A 16,808-nucleotide genomic window follows, 5' to 3' on the forward strand; every position below is an offset into this window, starting at 1 on the left:
GGCGGGCGCAGATGAACGAGCAGTTCCAGAAGCTGCTCGAGCGCGCCGAACAGCTGATCGGCCGCATCGAGTCGATCCTGCCGCAGCCCCTGGCCGCGCCCGCCGACTGGAACGCGTCGATCGCCTGGCGCTACCGCCGCCGCAGCTCGGGCCACGGCGTGCTCGAGCCCGTGAAGCACGTGGCCGCGATGGCACTCGACAGCCTGAAGGAAATCGACGTCCAGAAGGAAAAGATCGAGCGCAACACCCGCCAGTTCGTCGAAGGCAAGCCGGCCAACAACGTGCTGCTGACGGGCGCGCGGGGCACGGGCAAGTCGTCGCTGATCCGCGCCTGCCTGCAGGCCTACGCGCCGCAGGGCCTGCGCCTGATCGAGGTCGACAAGGCCGAACTGACCGACCTGCCCGACATCGTCGAGGTGGTCTCGCAGCGGCCCGAGAAGTTCATCGTATTCAGCGACGACCTGAGCTTCGACGAGGGCGAGCCGGGCTACAAGGCGCTCAAGTCGATCCTCGACGGCTCGATCGCGGCCTCGACGCCCAACGTGCTGATCTACGCGACCAGCAACCGGCGCCACCTGCTGCCCGAGTACATGAAGGACAACCTCTCGTACACCCACACCGAGGATGGCGAGGTGCATCCGGGCGAAGTGATCGAGGAAAAGATCTCCCTGTCGGAGCGCTTCGGCCTCTGGGTGAGTTTCTATCCCTTCAGCCAGAACGAGTACCTGGCGATCGTCGCGCAGTGGCTTTCGTCGTTCGGCGTGGACAAGGCTGCCATCGAGGCCGCGCGGCCCGAGGCGCTGGTCTGGGCGCTGGAGCGCGGTTCGCGCAGCGGCCGCGTGGCCTACCAGTTCGCGCGCGACTACGCGGGCCGGAGCAACGCGTGACCGAAGCGCGCAAGCACACCGAGGTCGCGGTTGGCGTGCTGATCCGCCTGTCCGACGACGCACTGCTGCTCTCGACCCGGCCCGAAGGCAAGGCCTATGCGGGCTACTGGGAGTTTCCCGGCGGCAAGATCGAGGCGGGCGAGACGGTCGAACAGGCATTGCGGCGCGAGCTGCATGAAGAGCTCGGCATCACCATCGACGGCGCCGAAGTCTGGAAGGTCACGGAGCACGACTACCCGCATGCGCTGGTGCGCCTGCACTGGTGCAAGGTCACGGCCTGGAGCGGCGAGTTCGAGATGCGCGAGGGCCAGCAGATGGCCTGGCAACAGCTGCCGCTGGAGGTGGCGCCGGTGCTGCCGGGTGCCTTCCCGGTGCTGCAGTGGCTGTGCGAAGAGCGTGGCCTGCCGTTCGTGGCGCCGCCGGTTGTCGCGCCGGCTTCCTGATTGATGCACCCCAAGTACCGTCCGGACATCGACGGGCTGCGCGCCATTGCGGTGAGCTCCGTGCTGGTTTACCACGCCTTCCCGAAGGCGCTGATGGGCGGTTTCGTCGGGGTCGACATCTTCTTCGTGATCTCGGGTTTCCTGATCACGACCATCATTCTCCAAAGCCTCGCGGCGGGCGACTTCACCTACCGCGACTTCTACGAGCGGCGCATCCGGCGGATCTTTCCGGCACTGATCGTTGTGTTGCTGGCAACGCTGCTTGCCGGCTGGTACCTGCTGCTGTCCGACGAGTTCGCCGAGCTCGGCAGGCAGACCGTGGGCGGCACGACGTTCGTCGCCAACCTGGTGTTCTGGGGTGAATCGGGCTACTTCGACACGGCCGCCGAAACCAAGCCGCTGCTGCACCTGTGGTCGCTGGGCATCGAGGAACAGTTCTACATCTTCTGGCCGCTGCTGCTTGGGCTCGCATGGCGCAAGCGCTGGCCGATCGTGCGCGTGGTGCTGGCGGTGGCGGCGGTCTCGTTCGTGGTGAACGTGGCGACGGTGCACCCGCTGCCGGCGGCGTCGTTCTACTCGCCGGCCTCCCGTTTCTGGGAGCTGATGGTCGGCGGCATCCTGGCCTGCATGCGGCTGCGCCCGCCGGCGCCCAGCGCATGGCGCAGCCATGTGCAGTCGGTGCTGGGCGTCGGGTTGATCGTGCTCGGTCTGGTGATGATCCGCAGCAACAAGGCGTTCCCGGGCTGGTGGCCGCTGCTGCCCACGCTGGGCGCGGTGAGCTGCATCGCGGCGGGGCCGGCCGGCGTGCTGAACAGGTACCTGCTGTCGAACCGCGTGATGGTGTGGGTCGGCCTCATCAGCTATCCGCTGTACCTGTGGCACTGGCCGCTGCTGGCGTTCGTGCGCATTGTGGAAGCCGATCCGCTGCATCCGGTGCCGGCCTACCGCGCCGCCGCGTTGGTGGCGAGCGTGCTGCTGGCCTGGGCGACGTACCGCTTCGTGGAGCGCTTCGCGAGGAATCGTCCGGGTGCAGGCACGTTGAAGGCGCTGGGCGCCGGCATGGTGCTGTTGGCCGTGGCGGGCGCCGCGATCTTCCTGGGCGTGCCCGAGCCGCGCAACAGCAGCCCCAAGCTGCAGACGGTGGCCAACGCCACGCTGGACGCCGATTACTACGGGGGCTTCAAGCTCGACCAGATCGGCGAGCAACTGATCTACAAGGTCGGTGGCGGGCCCAGGCGGGTGCTGTTCCTGGGCGACAGCCACGTGCAGCAGTACGCGCCGCGCGTGATGGAGCTCGCTCGCACGCTGGCGATGGAAGGCAAGTCGGCCTGGTTCGCGACCCAGGGCGCCTGCCCCGCGGTGCCCGGCGTGTATGCGGACAAGAACATCGGCTGCGCCGAACGGCGCGACGCGATGCTGGCCTATGCGCTGGGCCCCGAGGTCGACTCGGTGGTGATCGGCGGTTGCTGGAACTGCTACTTCGTCGGCCAGGGCGCCACCGACTACTACTTCCGCGACAGCAGCAACAAGATCCACCCGTTCCAGAACGGCGACGGCATCGAGCGTTCGCTGGCTTCGATGGAGTCCACGCTGCGCGAGCTGGCGCGCCACAAGAAGGTCTACCTGCTGCTCGACAACCCTGCCGGCACGGAGTTTTCGCCGAAGCGCCTGATCGAGGGCAGCCGCCTGACGCACATGGAGGTCATGACCTCGACGCCGACGGCGCCGCTGCCGGCCGACCAGAAGCAGCTCAATGACCGGCTGCGCGCGATCGCAGCCGCAAGCGGGGCCGAAGCCATCGACGCCATGGCGGTGCTGTGCAAGGCCGACCAGTGCTTGCGCACGATGCCCGACGGTTCGCCCGCCTACAAGGACGCCGACCACCTGCGCCCACGCTACACCCGGGAAGAGGCGAGCTACTTCGACCGCACGGTGCGCACCGCGCCTGCCGCACCGCAGCCGTCGCGCTGAGCGGGCCTTCGCCAACCATGCATCCCAAGTACCGCCCCGACATCGACGGCCTGCGTGCCATCGCGGTGGGCTCGGTGCTGGCGTACCACGCCTTTCCGAGCCTGCTGCCGGGCGGCTTCATCGGGGTCGACATCTTCTTCGTGATCTCGGGCTTCCTGATCACGACCATTCTTCTGCAGAGCCTGGCCGCGGGCGATTTCAGCTACCGCGATTTCTATGCGCGGCGCATCCGGCGCATCTTTCCGGCGCTGGTGCTCGTGCTGCTCGCCACGCTGGCTTTCGGCTGGTACGTGCTGCTGCCGGGCGAGTTCTCGCAGCTCGGCAAGCAGACCACCGGCGGGGCCGCCTTCTTTGCCAACCTCGTCTTCCTGGGTGAGGCGGGCTACTTCGATGCGACGGCCGAGACCAAGCCGCTGTTGCATCTGTGGTCGCTGGGCATCGAGGAGCAGTTCTACATCTTCTGGCCCCTGCTGCTGGGGCTGGCCTGGCGCAGGCGCTGGCCGATGCTGCGCGTGACGCTGGCGGTGGCGGTGATCTCGTTCCTGGTCAACGTGCTGACCGTGCAGCCGCACCGCGCGGCGGCGTTCTATTCGCCGCTGTCGCGTGCGTGGGAGCTGATGGCCGGCGGCCTGCTGGCGGCGATGCGGCTGCAGGCCGCCAGCAATGGTTCGGCGCAGCCGCGTCCGTGGACGAAGCATGTGCAGTCCGTCGTCGGCATGGGCCTGATCGTGCTCGGCCTCTTCATGACGCGCAGCACCAAGGCGTTTCCGGGCTGGTGGGCGCTGCTGCCGGTGCTGGGCGCGGTGAGCTGCATCGCCGCCGGTCCCAACGGCGTGCTCAACCGGTATCTGCTGTCGAACCGCGTCATGGTGTGGATCGGGCTGATCAGCTATCCGCTGTACCTCTGGCACTGGCCGCTGCTTTCGTATGCACGCATCGTGGCGGGCGGGGAACCGCCGCTGCAGGTGCGCATCGTGCTGGTGGTGGCGGCAGTGGTGCTGGCCTGGGCCACTTATCGTTTCCTGGAACGCTTCGTCAAGCTTCATCTCTCGCAAGGCATGCTGCGCGGACTGGCGGGCGGCGGCGCGGCGCTGGCGCTGGCCGGCGCGCTGGTCTTCCTGGGCATGCCTCCTCCGCGCAACGACAGCCAGGCCCTGCAGGCGGTGGCCGACGCGACGCGCGAAGACAACTACTACGGCGGCTTCGAGGAGACCGCGCTGGGCGGGCAGTTCGTCTACCGCACCGGCAGCGGCAGGCACAACGTGCTGCTGATCGGCGACAGCCACGTCGAGCAATACGCACCGCGCGCGCTCGAGCTGGTGCGCACGCAGCCCGGCAAGGCCCGCACGGTGTACTTTGCGACCAAGGGCTCGTGCCCGCCCGTGCCCGGCCTGTTCAGCAGCGCCGACACGGGGTGCGAGGAGCGGCGCCAGGCCGTGCTCGACCTGGCGCTCAAGCCGGACATCGATTCGGTGGTGATCGGGGGCTGCTGGAGCTGCTATTTCACCGGCGCCGGGCCCACGGTGAACTACTTCCTGGACGACAGGAAGGCCGTGCACCCGTTCCTCAACGGGGACGGCATCGAGCTGTCGCTGAAGTCGCTGGGCGAGGTGCTGAAGCGCCTGTCGGCGCACAAGACGGTCTACCTCGTGCTCGGCAATCCGGTCGGGATGGATTTCGATCCGCTCAAGCAGATCCAGGGCAGCCGGCTCGGGGGCATGACGGCCGCCGGCGGACAGCTCAAGGCCCCGATGCCGCAAGACCAGGCCGTGCTCAACGCGCGGCTGAAGCAGGTGGCCGAGGCCAACGGCGCACGGGTCATCGAGCCTTTTGCGAGCCTGTGCGCCGACGGCCAGTGCATTCGCAGCATGCCCGACGACGGTTCGCCGGCCTACAAGGACATCGGCCACCTTCGGCCCAGGTACGCACGCAGCTTTGCGACGTACGTCGACCCTGCATTGCTCGACGAGGACGCCGGCGGCAAGTAGTCCTGCGGCCGCCTACTGGATCTTCGGGTCGCCGAAAGGCTCGTCGTCCGGTGGCGCTTCGGCCGGCATGCGGAATTCTTCGCTGGCCCAGGCGCCCAGGTCGACGCCCTTGCAGCGCGCGCTGCAGAAGGGCCTGTAGGCGTTGCTCGGCGCGTAGATGCTGTCGCCGCCGCATGTGGGGCAGCGGACGATCCGCTCGCCCTTGCTGTTCAACCGCGTTGTCATGCGCAGAGGGTCAGCTCGAAGGGCGCGTCGTTCGAGCTTTGATGAAGGCGGTCGTCCGCGTCGTGGTGCATCAGGCGCACCGAGACCATGAGGCGGTTGCCGCTGATTTCAGGGATCAGGCCGAGCTTGGGGTCGATGCGCAGGCGCAGCAGCTGGAAGCTGCGGCCCTGCGGCAGGTTCTGCTGGAACTGGCCATTGCTGGCGATCACCTTGTAGGGCACGTCGGCGTCGCGCAGCAGCTTGAGCAGCAGGTAGATCGACGAGGCCAGCGGTGAGAGGGTGTTCGACCAGCGTTCGAGATCGGCGCGGCGGCTGGCGGCGGGGCGGTGCTGCCAGGCGTAGTAGGCGGGCAGGTCGAACTCGCAGGTGCCGCCCGGGATGCCGGCGCGGCTGCGAATGCTCATGAGCCACTCGTTCTCGGTCAGCGCCTGGCCGGCTTTGCCGGCCACGCTGTTGAGGGCGGTGAAGTTGCCTTCGAGCTGGCCGACGACCTGGTCGAGCACGGCCTCGGCGATGGCCGGATTACCCCGGTAGCTGTTGAAGACGTTCTTGTGCTTGTCGAGGTCGCGCAGCACGTCGGCCTTGAGGTCGGCGCGCGCGGCGACGTCCATGATCTCGAAGATCGTGACCAGGGCGTAGTGATGGGACAGCGGCGATTCAGCGGGCACCAGCTCGCCGAGGCGGCGAAACAGGTGCTCCAGCCGCAGGTACGTGCGGATGCGCTCGTTGAAAGGGTACTCGTAGAGGATCACGCGTATCGGTTTTTCACGTCGGGTTCGGGCTCATTGCGATTTGGCGACCGGTGGCGGGAACACCTCGCGCACAGCCTCCAGCATACGCTGCCCAAAAAGAATGTAACCCCGGGTCGAAACGTGGGTCTCGTTGGCGGGGAAAAGATCCTTCACCTTGAATCGGTTCTGCTCGGCCAGCGCAAACAGGTCCGGCCCGATATTTTGCGGGTTGAATGCGGCGCGGAATGCATCGGCATGGTTTTGTTGCAAATACACGGTGGTCTTGTTGGGCACGACCATCCACATCACCTTGTAGGGTGCGGCCGTGCGCTCGAAGCGCTTCATGAATTGCGCGGACTCGGCTGTCAGCGCCGCGTTGACACGGTCTTCGGCGGTCATCAGCAGTTTGTCGCAGGCGCGGTGGCTGAACTGCTTGCAGCCATCGGGCACCACGCGCGCGTCGATCAGCGGACCCCAGCGCTCGGGCGTGTTGGTCCAGCTGTCGGAGGCCAGGATGGCCTTGGTGTTGTGGTACGTGAACCAGCCGCTGAGCAGCTGGGCATCCCAGTTGAGCTGGAAGCCGGGCGCCGGCCTGGCCGGGTTCTCGAACGGCGGCGGCGTCGGCTTGAAGGCGTGCTTCATCGCCTTGCAGCTCTCGGACTTCTCGATGCGGTCCTGCAGCAGGCGCTCGATGCTCTCGACGATCACGACCTTGCCCTTGAAGCCCGACTTCTCGAGCCAGCCCGGGAAGTCGTCGCACAGCGTGCCGCCGAGATTGTCCCAGTGGGTGGTCGTCATCTTGTAGCCTGCGCCCACGAGGGACGCCTGCCAGGCGTAGCGCACGGAGAAGCTGTCGCCGATCACCAGGATGTCGGATTCGTTGATTGGCCAGGTCTTGACGTCGGCGTCGGGAATCGGCGGCGGTGGCACTTGCCAGCCGAATTCGCGCTCCGAGATGCGGCCGATGCGGGTCAGGTCGCCGTAGGGAACGGGGGTGAAGAGGCTGGCGACCAGCAGCGCGCAGCACACCAGGTAGCCCGCGGCGAAGATGCGAAGCCAGGTCCTGGCCGATTTCGTGTCTTCCATCTCAGCTCTCCACTGCACTCCGAATGGTCTCCAGCGCATGAACCGGGCATGCTCCATTCGCGGGACGCCGTGGAACCGGCTTTGCCGGGCCACCGGCGTCGCCCCCGGCGAGGGGGTAGGAGAAGCGACACGAAGTGCGCGAAGCCTGGGGGAGATTCATTTCAGAACTGGAAATAGAGGAACGGGCTGTAGCTGCCGAACTTCGACACGCACAGGCCAAAAAGATAGACGCAGCCCAGGCCCGTGACCCAGGTGGCCAGGCGCTGGAGGCGGGGGCGTCCGGCCAGGCCCGCGACGTTGGGAATCCAGCGGTCGAGCGTGATGGTGGGCGGCAGCGCCAGGCAGATCACCAGGCCGGCGAAGACGGTCTGGAAGAACTCGGGCTTGCGGAACGGCACGCGGAATTCGCTGAAGGCCGACACGGGCGCGCCGTGCAGGCCCAGCATGCCCTTGTAGATCTCGACGGCGGCCGTCATGCTGTCGGCCCGGAACACAACCCAGGCGATCATGACGCACAGGAAGGTGATGAACCAGCCGGCCACGCGGCCGAGCACCGTGCTTCCGGTCTTGCCGCGCCGGACCTTCGCGTTCCAGAAGTGGTTGACCATCAGGTACGCGCCATGCAGCGCGCCCCAGATGACGAAGGTCCAGGCCGCGCCGTGCCACAGGCCGCCCAGCAGCATCGTGAGAAAGAGATTGATGTAGCGCCGCGCCGGGCCCTTGCGGTTGCCGCCGAGCGGCACGTAGAGATAATCGCGCAGGAAAGTCGACAGCGAGATGTGCCAGCGCCGCCAGAACTCGATCATGTTGGTCGACTTGTAGGGCGACCTGAAGTTGAGCGGCAGCTGCACGCCCACGCACAGCGACAGGCCCACCGCCATGTCGGAGTAGCCCGAGAAGTCGAAATAGATCTGCAGCGTGTAGGCCAGCACACCGAACCAGGCCGTGTACAGCGAGGGCATCACGCCTTCGTGCACGCCCTTGAACATCATGTCGGCGTACTGCCCCAGCGGGTCGGCGATCAGCATCTTCTTGGCCAGGCCGAAGACGAAGATGCCCAGTCCGAGCGCCACGTTGTTCGCGTTGAATCGGTAGGTGGCCGGATTGTTGAACTGCGGCATCATCTGCGCGTGATGCAGCACCGGGCCCGCGATCAGGTGCGGGAAATAGGTCACGAACAGCGCGTAGTGGACAAAGCTGCGCTCGTGCACCTTGCCCTGCCAGCAGTCGACCAGAAAGGCGATCTGCGTGAACGTGTAGAACGAGATGCCGATCGGCAGCACGATGTGCACCAGATCGATCTGCGAGAAGCCCGCAGCCGCCAAGCCGGCATCGACGTTTTCCAGGAAGAAGTTGGCGTACTTGAAGACGGCCAGCACCCCGAGGTTGACCACCAGCGCGATGATCAGCAAGGCCTTGCGATACTTGTCCTCGCGGCCCGGAGAAGGCGTCAGCCGCAGCCCGAACCAGTAGTTGATGCAGATCGACCCCAGCAGGAGGGGCAGTGCCTTGACGCTCCACCACCCGTAGAAGAACAGTGACGCCAGTGCCAGGAAACCCGCCGCCGACCGGGGGCTGCGCGTACCGATCAGGAAGAAGCCGATCAGGACCAGCGGGAAGAAAACGAAGATGAAGGAATACGAATTGAAAAGCATCGTGAGGGGCGCTGAGGCGTGCGCCGTTTGACGTGGTCGTCGTGTAGCCGTCGCGGCGTCAACGCCAAATTATCGCGTGCCTGCCCGAATCCACCGTTCCCAGAGACCCTGAACCTGCTGGCCGAGTTCCTCCAGCGTCAGGGACTCGTTGAAAATGACCGCATCGGCGGCGGCCCGGCGTGCCGGGCGCGTGGCCTGCTGGGCAATCACCGCCTTGACCGCTTCGGGTGCCCAACCCGAGCGTGCGACGACGCGTTTCAGCTGCGTTTCCTCGGTGGCGTCGACCACCAGCACCCGGTCGACGAGGGCGCGCCAGCGGCCGGATTCAACGAGCAGGGGAACATCGAACACGACGACCGCGTCCTCGCCGGCCGCCGCGGCCAGGCGCTGCGTTTCGGCGCCGATCAAGGGGTGGAGGATGGATTCGAGGCGGGCCTTGGCGCCTGCATCCGCGAACACGATCTGCCGCATGGCGGCCCTGTCCAGGCCGCCGTCGGGGGCAATGATTTCGGCGCCGAAAGCGGCTTCGAGGGCTGGCATGGCAATGCCGCCCGGGAGCGCGATGGCCCGCGCGATGGCGTCGGTGTCCACCAGCACCGCCCCCTGGGCAACCAACAGCCCCGCGACGGTACTCTTGCCGCTGCCGATGCCGCCCGTCAGGCCGATGCGCCGCACCATGCGGTGTGTCAATGGATCAGTGCGCCGAGGGGAAAGGCGAACGGAATCCATTGCCTCACGATTTCGGGGCCCGCCACGAGGCAGACGAGGCCCGCGCCGGCCAGGAAGGGGCCGAAGGCGATGGGAATGTCCTTGTGCGCCAGTTTGCCGGCGACGCGCAGCGTCACACCGATCACCGCGCCCACCAGAGAAGAGACGAGGATGATCGCGATGAGGTAGTCGGCGCCGAGCCAGGCGCCCAGCGCGGCGAGCAGTTTGAAGTCTCCATAGCCCATGCCTTCCTTGCCCGTAATCAGGCGAAAGCCATGGTACACAAGCCAGAGGCTCAGGTAGCCGAACACGGCACCCCAGACGGCGGAGCTCAGCGGCACGCCGGTCCAGCCCATGGCCGCACCGACCAGGCCGAGCCAGAGCAGGGGGTAGTTGAGCGAGTCGGGCAGGAACTGGGTGTCGAAATCGATCAGGAACTGGCAGATCAGCAGGGCGCCGAATGCGGCCCAGAGCACCCCGGCCGGTGTGATGCCGAAACGCCAGGCGCAGAGCGCGAACAGCACGCCCGTGACCAGTTCGACCAGCGGGTAGCGAGGACTGATCGAAGTCTTGCAAGACGCGCAGCGCCCGCGCAGCACGAGATAGCTCAGCACGGGGATGTTCTCGTACCAGCGGATCTTGTGCCCGCAGTTTCCGCAGCGCGATGCGGGACGGGTCAGGTCGAAAGGGGGCTGCGCTTCGAGGACTGCGGCGGCCTTGTCGGCAGCCGCTTCCAGCCCCGCGGGAGGCGACACCTTTGGACCGAAGGCCAGCGACCACAGCGAGGGCGCATCCTTCGACGGCATGAGGTTGGCAACGGCATCGGCGAGCCAGTCGCGATACATCATCACTGGCGTGCGGTAGATGACGACGTTCATGAAACTGCCGATCAATAGCCCCAGCACACCGGCGAACGCGGTGTCGAACTCCCTCGAAACGAGCATCAGACGACCTGGCCGAGCTTGAAGATGGGCAGGTACATCGACACCACGATGCCGCCGATGATGGTGCCGAGGAACACGATGATGATGGGTTCCATCAGGCTCGAGAGGCCCGCGACCATGTCGTCCACTTCCGATTCGTAGAAGTCGGCGGCCTTGCCCAGCATGTGGTCGATGGAGCCCGATTCCTCGCCAATCGCGGTCATCTGGATCACCATCGACGGGAACAGGTTGGCGTTGGTCATGGCCGAGGTCAGGCTGGTGCCCGTGGAAACCTCCTGCTGGATCTTCGCCGTGGCGTCGCCATAGACACTGTTGCCCGAGGCGCCGCCCACCGAGTCGAGGGCTTCGACGAGGGGGACGCCTGCCGCGAACATCGTCGCAAGCGTTCGTGTCCAGCGTGCAACGCAGGATTTCTCGATCAAGGTGCCGAAGATCGGAATGCGAAGCAGCAGGCGGTCCATGACCTTCTGCACGCGCTCGTTGCGCTTCCACGCCTGCATGAAGAAGTAGAGGCCGCCGCCGATGCCGCCGAAGATCAGCCACCAGTACGAGACGAAGAATTCGCTCATGGCCATCACGAACAGCGTTGGTGCGGGAAGGTCGGCCCCGAACGAGGTGAACACCTGCTTGAACGCGGGAATCACGAAGATCATGATGATCGCGACCACCACAAAGGCCACGACCACCACCGAGGTCGGGTACATCAACGCCGACTTGATCTTGGATTTGATCGCCTCGGTCTTCTCCATGTACGTGGCAAGGCGGTCCAGCAGATCTTCCAGAATACCGGCCGCTTCGCCGGCCTCCACCAGGTTGCAGTAGAGGTTGTCGAAATACTTCGGGAACTTGCGGAAGGCGGCCGACAGCGAGGTGCCGGTTTCCACGTCGCTGCGGATGTCGTTGAGCAGCTTGGCCACGCTCGCGTTCGCATTGCCGCGCCCGACGATGTCGAAGGACTGCATCAAGGGCACGCCGGCCTTCATCATGGTCGCCAGCTGGCGCGTGAAGATGGCGATGTCCTTGGGCTTGATCGCCTTGCCGGAGCGCATGCGGCGTTTCTTGATCTTGGAGGCGAGCACGCCCTGGCGGCGCAGTGCAGCCTGTACCTGGTTTTCGCCGGCGGCCCGAAGTTCGCCGCGCACCGCCTTGCCGTTGCGGTCCTTGCCTTCCCATTCGAAGACAAATTCCTTGTGCGTGGGCTGGGAGCGGGTGGATGCCACTGTTGCCATTCGATCTCCGGTTCTCAGTGTGTGTTCGTTATTCGTTGGTGCAGGCCACCACTTCTTCCAGCGAAGTGAGACCTTGCATGACTTTTCGCAGACCCGACTGGCGCAGCGAACGCACGCCTTCTTTTTCGGACTGCTGAGCGATGTCGAGCGCGCTGCCGTCGCGCAGGATGATTTCCTGGATGGCTTCCGAGATCGGCATCACCTGGTAGATGCCCACGCGGCCCTTGTAGCCGCCGTTGCAGGCGGAGCAGCCGACGGGGCGGTAGGGCTTCCAGGTGCCGTCCAGATCTTCTTCCCTGAACCCTGCGTCGAGCAGCGTTTCGCGCGGAACGTCGGCCGGCATGCGGCAGAGGGTGCACAGCCGGCGGGTCAGGCGCTGCGCGGTAATCAGGATCACGCTCGATGCGATGTTGAACGGCGCGATACCCATGTTGCGCATCCGCGTGAGCGTCGTCGGCGCGTCGTTGGTGTGCAGCGTGGAGAGCACCAGGTGGCCCGTTTGCGCGGCCTTGATCGAGATGTCGGCGGTTTCGAGGTCGCGGATTTCGCCGACCATGATGATGTCCGGATCCTGCCGCAGGAAGGCGCGCAGTGCGGCCGCGAAGGTCAGTCCCGCCCGTTCGTTGACGTTGACCTGGTTGACGCCGGGCAGGTTGATTTCCGACGGATCTTCCGCCGTCGCGATGTTGACGCCCGGCTGGTTCAGCAGGTTCAGGCAGGTGTAGAGCGACACCGTCTTGCCGGAGCCCGTGGGACCGGTCACCAGGACCATGCCGTAGGGCCGGCCGATGGCGTGAAGGAGCCGTTCCTTTTCGTCTGCGTCGTAGCCCAGAGCGTCGATGCCCAGGCGCGCGCTGCTGGGGTCAAGGACACGAATGACGATCTTCTCGCCGAACAGCGTGGGCAAAGTGCTCACGCGGAAGTCGATGACGCGATCGGGCCCGATCTTGAGCTTCATGCGGCCGTCCTGCGGCACGCGCTTCTCCGAGATGTCGAGCCGCGAGATGACCTTGATGCGCGACGCCAGTTTGTCCTTGATGACGGTGGGCGGGCTGGCGATTTCGCGCAACTCGCCGTCGATCCGGAACCGTACGCGGTACTGGTGCTCGTAGGGCTCGAAATGGATGTCCGATGCGCGCATGCCGATCGCGTCGAGCAGCATCTTGTGGAGAAAGCGCACGACCGGCGCGTCTTCGACTTCGGCGACCGCCTGCTCGTTGCTGTCACCCGAGGTTTCGGCCGTGACGTCGTCGAACTCGAACTCGCTGCCGACGATGTTGTTGATCGTTTCCGCTGCACTGACGGCGGCGGCTTCGATCATTCGCGACAGCTTGTCGTATTCCGCGATGACCCAGTCGACGCCCATCTGGGAAGCGAACTTGATCTTCTCTGCCGCCTGTTGGTCCGAGGGGTCGGCTGTTGCAACAATCAGACGGTTGTTGCGCTTGCTGAGGACGACGATGCGGTACGCATGGCACAGCTTCGGGTCGAGCAGGTCCTTGGGCAGGCGCTGGGGATCGATTGCGTCGAGGTCGAGCAGCGGGGCGCCGAAGGCGGTGGAAAGGGTGTGGGCGAGATCGGCGGCCGAGACGGCGCCAGAGCCGGTCAGCTCCGCGATGAAGCTGGTGCGGCCGCTCAGGGACTTCTGGTAGATGTCCTCGGCCACCCTGGCAGGAAGCTTGCCTGCCGACACCAGGGCGCGTGCAAGCCCTGGGAGGGCAATCTGCGAGGTTTCTTTAACTGGAAGTTCGGCTGCGGCCATTCAACGGATGAAAAAGATGTGAAAAAATGCTTCACGATCATCGCTGAACAGTCCTTTGCTGTAAATCGCTACACAGCAACAGGCATGGCCATTTATTTATGCCAGCCAATGGCTGGTCGGGGTGAGAGGATTCGAACCTCCGGCCTCTACGTCCCGAACGTAGCGCTCTACCAGGCTAAGCTACACCCCGATGGTTGCAAGAAAAAAGAGAAATCGTCCTAGATGCCAACTCAGGTGAGGTGTTCAGGCACGTCGCTCAAGCAACTGAGCCGCCAATTGTAGCAAACCTGAAGCATGCAAATTGGACGGGAGGCCCTTCAATGCATGAATTGCTCGCTGTGCCTCGGCGGCGGCGGCGGCGCGCGAGGCAGCAAGGGCGCCGGTTTCGCGCACGATCTCGACGATCTTGCCCAGCTGGGCGGTGTCGCCCGCTTGGATGGCGGCGCGCACCAGTTCGCTCTGCGCCGGGGTTCCGTGCTGCATCGCGAAGATGAGCGGCAGCGTGGTCTTGCCTTCGCGCAGGTCGTCGCCGACGTTCTTTCCTGTCTCGTTGGCATCGCCCGCGTAGTCCAGTACGTCGTCGATCACCTGGAAGGCGGTGCCGAGCGCCTGTCCGTAAGTGGCGCAGGCTTCTTCCATTTCGGCGGTGGCGCCCGCCAGCACGGCCGCCAGGCGGGTACTGGCTTCAAACAGCTTCGCGGTCTTGGAGCGGATCACGCGCAGATAGGCGGCCTCATCCAGCGATGCGTCGTGCATGTTCATCAGCTGGAGCACCTCGCCCTCGGCGATCACGTTGGTTGCTTCGGCCAGGATCTGCATGACGCGCATGTTGTTGGCATCCAACATCATCTGGAACGCGCGCGAATAGAGAAAGTCGCCGACCAGCACGCTGGCCGGGTTGCCGAACGATTCGTTGGCAGTCGCCCGGCCGCGCCGAAGGGTCGATTCATCGACCACGTCGTCGTGCAGCAGGGTGGCTGTGTGGATGAACTCCACGACGGCCGCCAGATTGAAGCGCTGCTCGCCCGTATAGCCCAAGGCGCCCGACATCAGCAGCAGGAGCGCCGGCCGCAGGCGCTTGCCGCCAGCCGAGATGATGTATCTTGAAACTTGGCTGACCAGCGGCACGCCCGTGTCGAGGCGGCGGGCGATCACACGGTCGACTTCGACCATGTCGCCAGCAATCAGGTCCAGCACGGTGGCGGTGGGGGAGGTGTCGGCGGCGGGAACTGGCAAAGCGGAGGCGCGGAGCGCTGCGGAGGATGAGGGCGACCCAGGCTGGGGAAGGGCCGGAAGGCGCAAATTATAGGGAGCCGCCACGGTTTGCCGGGAGCGCTTGGGCTGGAAGTGGTTAGCAAGCACAAACCGCGCTATAATCTTGGGCTCTGCGGAATTCGCTGCGGAGACTCATTTCTAAGAGGTTTACATGTACGCGGTCATAAAAACCGGCGGCAAGCAGTATCGCGTTGCTTCCGGCGAAAAAATTAAAGTAGAACAGATTGCTGCGGACGTAGGCCAGGAAATCGTGATCGACCAGGTTCTGGCCGTCGGAAACGGCGCTGAAATCAAGGTTGGCACGCCCCTGGTGTCCGGCGCAACGGTGACAGTCACGGTACTGTCGCACGGCAAGCACGACAAGGTGCACATCTTCAAGATGCGCCGTCGCAAGCACTATCAGAAACGTCAAGGCCATCGCCAGCAGTTCACCGAACTGCAAATCGGCGCGATCGCCGGCTAAGGAGCACATTCCATGGCACAGAAAAAAGGCGGCGGCTCAACGCGAAACGGGCGCGATTCCAAGCCCAAGATGCTCGGCGTGAAGGCTTTCGGCGGCGAACTGATCAGCGCAGGCTCGATCATCGTGCGCCAGCGCGGCACCCAGTTCCATCCCGGCGTGAACGTCGGCGTGGGCAAGGACCACACGCTGTTTGCCCTGGTCGACGGCCACGTGTCGTTCGGTCACAAGGGTGCACTCAACAAGCACACGGTCAACGTGACCCCCGCGGCGTAAGCCTCGAGTCACTTCGAACTGCCCGAGGCCCCGCATTGCCGGGGCTTCTTCATTTGTAAACTGGACATCCCATGAAGTTCGTCGACGAAGCCTTCATCGACATCGCCGCGGGCGATGGCGGCAACGGCTGCGTGTCGTTCCGTCATGAGAAGTACAAGGAATTCGGCGGCCCCAACGGCGGCGACGGCGGCCGTGGCGGCCACGTGTTCGCGGTGGCCGACTCGAACCTCAACACCCTGGTCGACTTTCGCTACTCGCGCCGGCACGAAGCCAAGCGCGGCGAGCACGGCATGGGCTCCGACATGTTCGGTGCCGCTGGCGACGACATCACGCTCAAGATGCCGGTTGGCACGATCATCTCCGACGCCGAAACGGGCGAAGTGCTGTTCGAGCTGTTGAAGGAGGGCGAGGTCATCACCATCGCCAAGGGCGGCGACGGCGGCTTCGGAAACATGCGCTTCAAGAGCGCCATCAACCGCGCGCCGCGCCAGAAGACCCCGGGCTGGCCCGGCGAGAAGCGCAGCCTCAAGCTCGAACTCAAGGTGCTGGCCGATGTCGGCCTGCTCGGCATGCCGAACGCAGGCAAGTCGACGCTGATCAGCGCGATTTCGAACGCCCGCCCGCGCATCGCGGACTATCCCTTCACCACGCTGCACCCGAACCTGGGCGTCGTGCGCGTGGGCCCGGAACAGAGCTTCGTGGTGGCAGATCTTCCCGGCCTGATCGAAGGCGCTTCCGAAGGCGCAGGCCTGGGCCATCTCTTCCTGCGGCACCTGCAGCGCACGCGCCTGCTGCTGCATGTGATCGACATGGCGCCGTTCGACGACAACGTCGACCCGGTCGCACAGGCCAAGGCCATCGTCGGCGAGCTCAAGAAGTACGACGCCGCACTCTACGAAAAGCCGCGCTGGCTCGTGCTCAACAAGCTCGACATGGTGCCGGCCGAAGAACGCGCAGCGCGCGTCAAGGACTTCGTGAAGCGCCTGCGCTTCAAGGGGCCGGTGTTCGAAATCTCGGCGCTCACGCGCGAAGGCTGCGAACATCTGGTGCAGGCCATCTATCAGCAGGTCAAGGCGCAGCAGGTGGCCGAGCATGCGCCGGTGGTCGTCGACCCGCGCTTCACGCCGCTGCCTCCCGAGGGCGCTTAGCGGCACCGCAGCATTGCCCG

Annotated in this window: 16 protein-coding genes and 1 tRNA gene; 7 read left to right on the top strand and 10 right to left on the bottom strand. The window is 65.3% G+C overall.

Going from position 1 to position 16,808, the window contains the following annotated elements:
- The first annotated feature begins 11 nt into the window (after positions 1-11).
- From PMI12_RS13610 to PMI12_RS13625, 4 genes are read left to right on the top strand one after another with little or no spacing between them, the layout of a single operon-like run.
- A complete protein-coding gene (locus tag PMI12_RS13610) occupies positions 12-887 on the top strand; it encodes an ATP-binding protein (RefSeq protein WP_042673371.1) in 876 nt (291 codons plus the stop codon).
- Positions 884-1,330 (top strand): NUDIX domain-containing protein, encoded by a 447-nt coding sequence (locus PMI12_RS13615; RefSeq protein WP_007833225.1) that lies wholly within the window; start codon positions 884-886, stop codon positions 1,328-1,330. The genes PMI12_RS13610 and PMI12_RS13615 overlap by 4 nt, the downstream gene beginning before the upstream one ends.
- Before the next feature lie 3 nt (positions 1,331-1,333).
- Positions 1,334-3,301, top strand: a complete 1,968-nt coding sequence (locus tag PMI12_RS13620) for an acyltransferase family protein (protein ID WP_007833226.1) — start codon at positions 1,334-1,336, stop codon at positions 3,299-3,301.
- Positions 3,302-3,318: 17 nt separating this feature from the next.
- Positions 3,319-5,289, top strand: coding sequence for an acyltransferase family protein (locus PMI12_RS13625; RefSeq protein ID WP_007833228.1), 1,971 nt, complete (start codon positions 3,319-3,321; stop codon positions 5,287-5,289).
- A gap of 12 nt (positions 5,290-5,301) precedes the next feature.
- Here PMI12_RS13625 and PMI12_RS13630 read toward each other — a convergent pair whose 3' ends face one another.
- From PMI12_RS13630 to PMI12_RS13675, 10 genes are all read right to left on the bottom strand, one after another.
- A complete protein-coding gene (locus PMI12_RS13630) occupies positions 5,302-5,514 on the bottom strand; it encodes a DNA gyrase inhibitor YacG (RefSeq protein WP_007833230.1) in 213 nt (70 codons plus the stop codon).
- Positions 5,511-6,266 (bottom strand): cell division protein ZapD, encoded by a 756-nt coding sequence (gene zapD / locus PMI12_RS13635; RefSeq protein WP_007833232.1) that lies wholly within the window; start codon positions 6,264-6,266, stop codon positions 5,511-5,513. Before zapD ends, PMI12_RS13630 begins: the two co-directional genes overlap by 4 nt.
- A gap of 30 nt (positions 6,267-6,296) precedes the next feature.
- Positions 6,297-7,331 (bottom strand): hypothetical protein, encoded by a 1,035-nt coding sequence (locus PMI12_RS13640; protein ID WP_007833234.1) that lies wholly within the window; start codon positions 7,329-7,331, stop codon positions 6,297-6,299.
- Between the two features lie 161 nt (positions 7,332-7,492).
- On the bottom strand, positions 7,493-8,986 hold the full coding sequence (locus tag PMI12_RS13645) for an MBOAT family O-acyltransferase (RefSeq protein WP_007833236.1): 1,494 nt from the start codon (positions 8,984-8,986) through the stop codon (positions 7,493-7,495).
- Between the two features lie 69 nt (positions 8,987-9,055).
- Positions 9,056-9,664 (bottom strand): dephospho-CoA kinase, encoded by a 609-nt coding sequence (coaE, locus tag PMI12_RS13650; RefSeq protein ID WP_007833238.1) that lies wholly within the window; start codon positions 9,662-9,664, stop codon positions 9,056-9,058.
- 8 nt (positions 9,665-9,672) lie between these two features.
- The gene (locus PMI12_RS13655; protein ID WP_007833239.1) at positions 9,673-10,638 is read right to left on the bottom strand and encodes a prepilin peptidase; all 966 of its coding nucleotides are present in this window, start codon (positions 10,636-10,638) and stop codon (positions 9,673-9,675) included.
- Complete coding sequence (locus tag PMI12_RS13660; RefSeq protein WP_007833240.1) at positions 10,638-11,867, bottom strand: type II secretion system F family protein; 1,230 nt, start codon at positions 11,865-11,867, stop codon at positions 10,638-10,640. The genes PMI12_RS13655 and PMI12_RS13660 overlap by 1 nt, the downstream gene beginning before the upstream one ends.
- Before the next feature lie 28 nt (positions 11,868-11,895).
- Complete coding sequence (gene pilB / locus PMI12_RS13665; protein ID WP_007833241.1) at positions 11,896-13,629, bottom strand: type IV-A pilus assembly ATPase PilB; 1,734 nt, start codon at positions 13,627-13,629, stop codon at positions 11,896-11,898.
- Between the two features lie 113 nt (positions 13,630-13,742).
- Positions 13,743-13,819 (bottom strand) — tRNA-Pro (locus tag PMI12_RS13670).
- A gap of 53 nt (positions 13,820-13,872) precedes the next feature.
- Positions 13,873-14,865, bottom strand: a complete 993-nt coding sequence (locus PMI12_RS13675) for a polyprenyl synthetase family protein (RefSeq protein WP_007833242.1) — start codon at positions 14,863-14,865, stop codon at positions 13,873-13,875.
- Between the two features lie 190 nt (positions 14,866-15,055).
- On the opposite strand from PMI12_RS13675, the gene rplU reads away from it, so the two are divergent.
- From rplU to cgtA, 3 genes are all read left to right on the top strand, one after another.
- Positions 15,056-15,367, top strand: a complete 312-nt coding sequence (gene rplU, locus PMI12_RS13680) for a 50S ribosomal protein L21 (RefSeq protein WP_007833243.1) — start codon at positions 15,056-15,058, stop codon at positions 15,365-15,367.
- 12 nt (positions 15,368-15,379) lie between these two features.
- A complete protein-coding gene (gene rpmA, locus PMI12_RS13685) occupies positions 15,380-15,640 on the top strand; it encodes a 50S ribosomal protein L27 (RefSeq protein WP_007833244.1) in 261 nt (86 codons plus the stop codon).
- Positions 15,641-15,711: 71 nt separating this feature from the next.
- Positions 15,712-16,788: an Obg family GTPase CgtA gene (gene cgtA / locus PMI12_RS13690; RefSeq protein WP_007833246.1), complete on the top strand. Its 1,077-nt coding sequence runs from the start codon at positions 15,712-15,714 to the stop codon at positions 16,786-16,788.
- Positions 16,789-16,808 lie beyond the last annotated feature (20 nt).

Source organism: Variovorax sp. CF313, from assembly GCF_000282635.1.
Taxonomy (GTDB): Bacteria; Pseudomonadota; Gammaproteobacteria; order Burkholderiales; family Burkholderiaceae_C; genus Variovorax.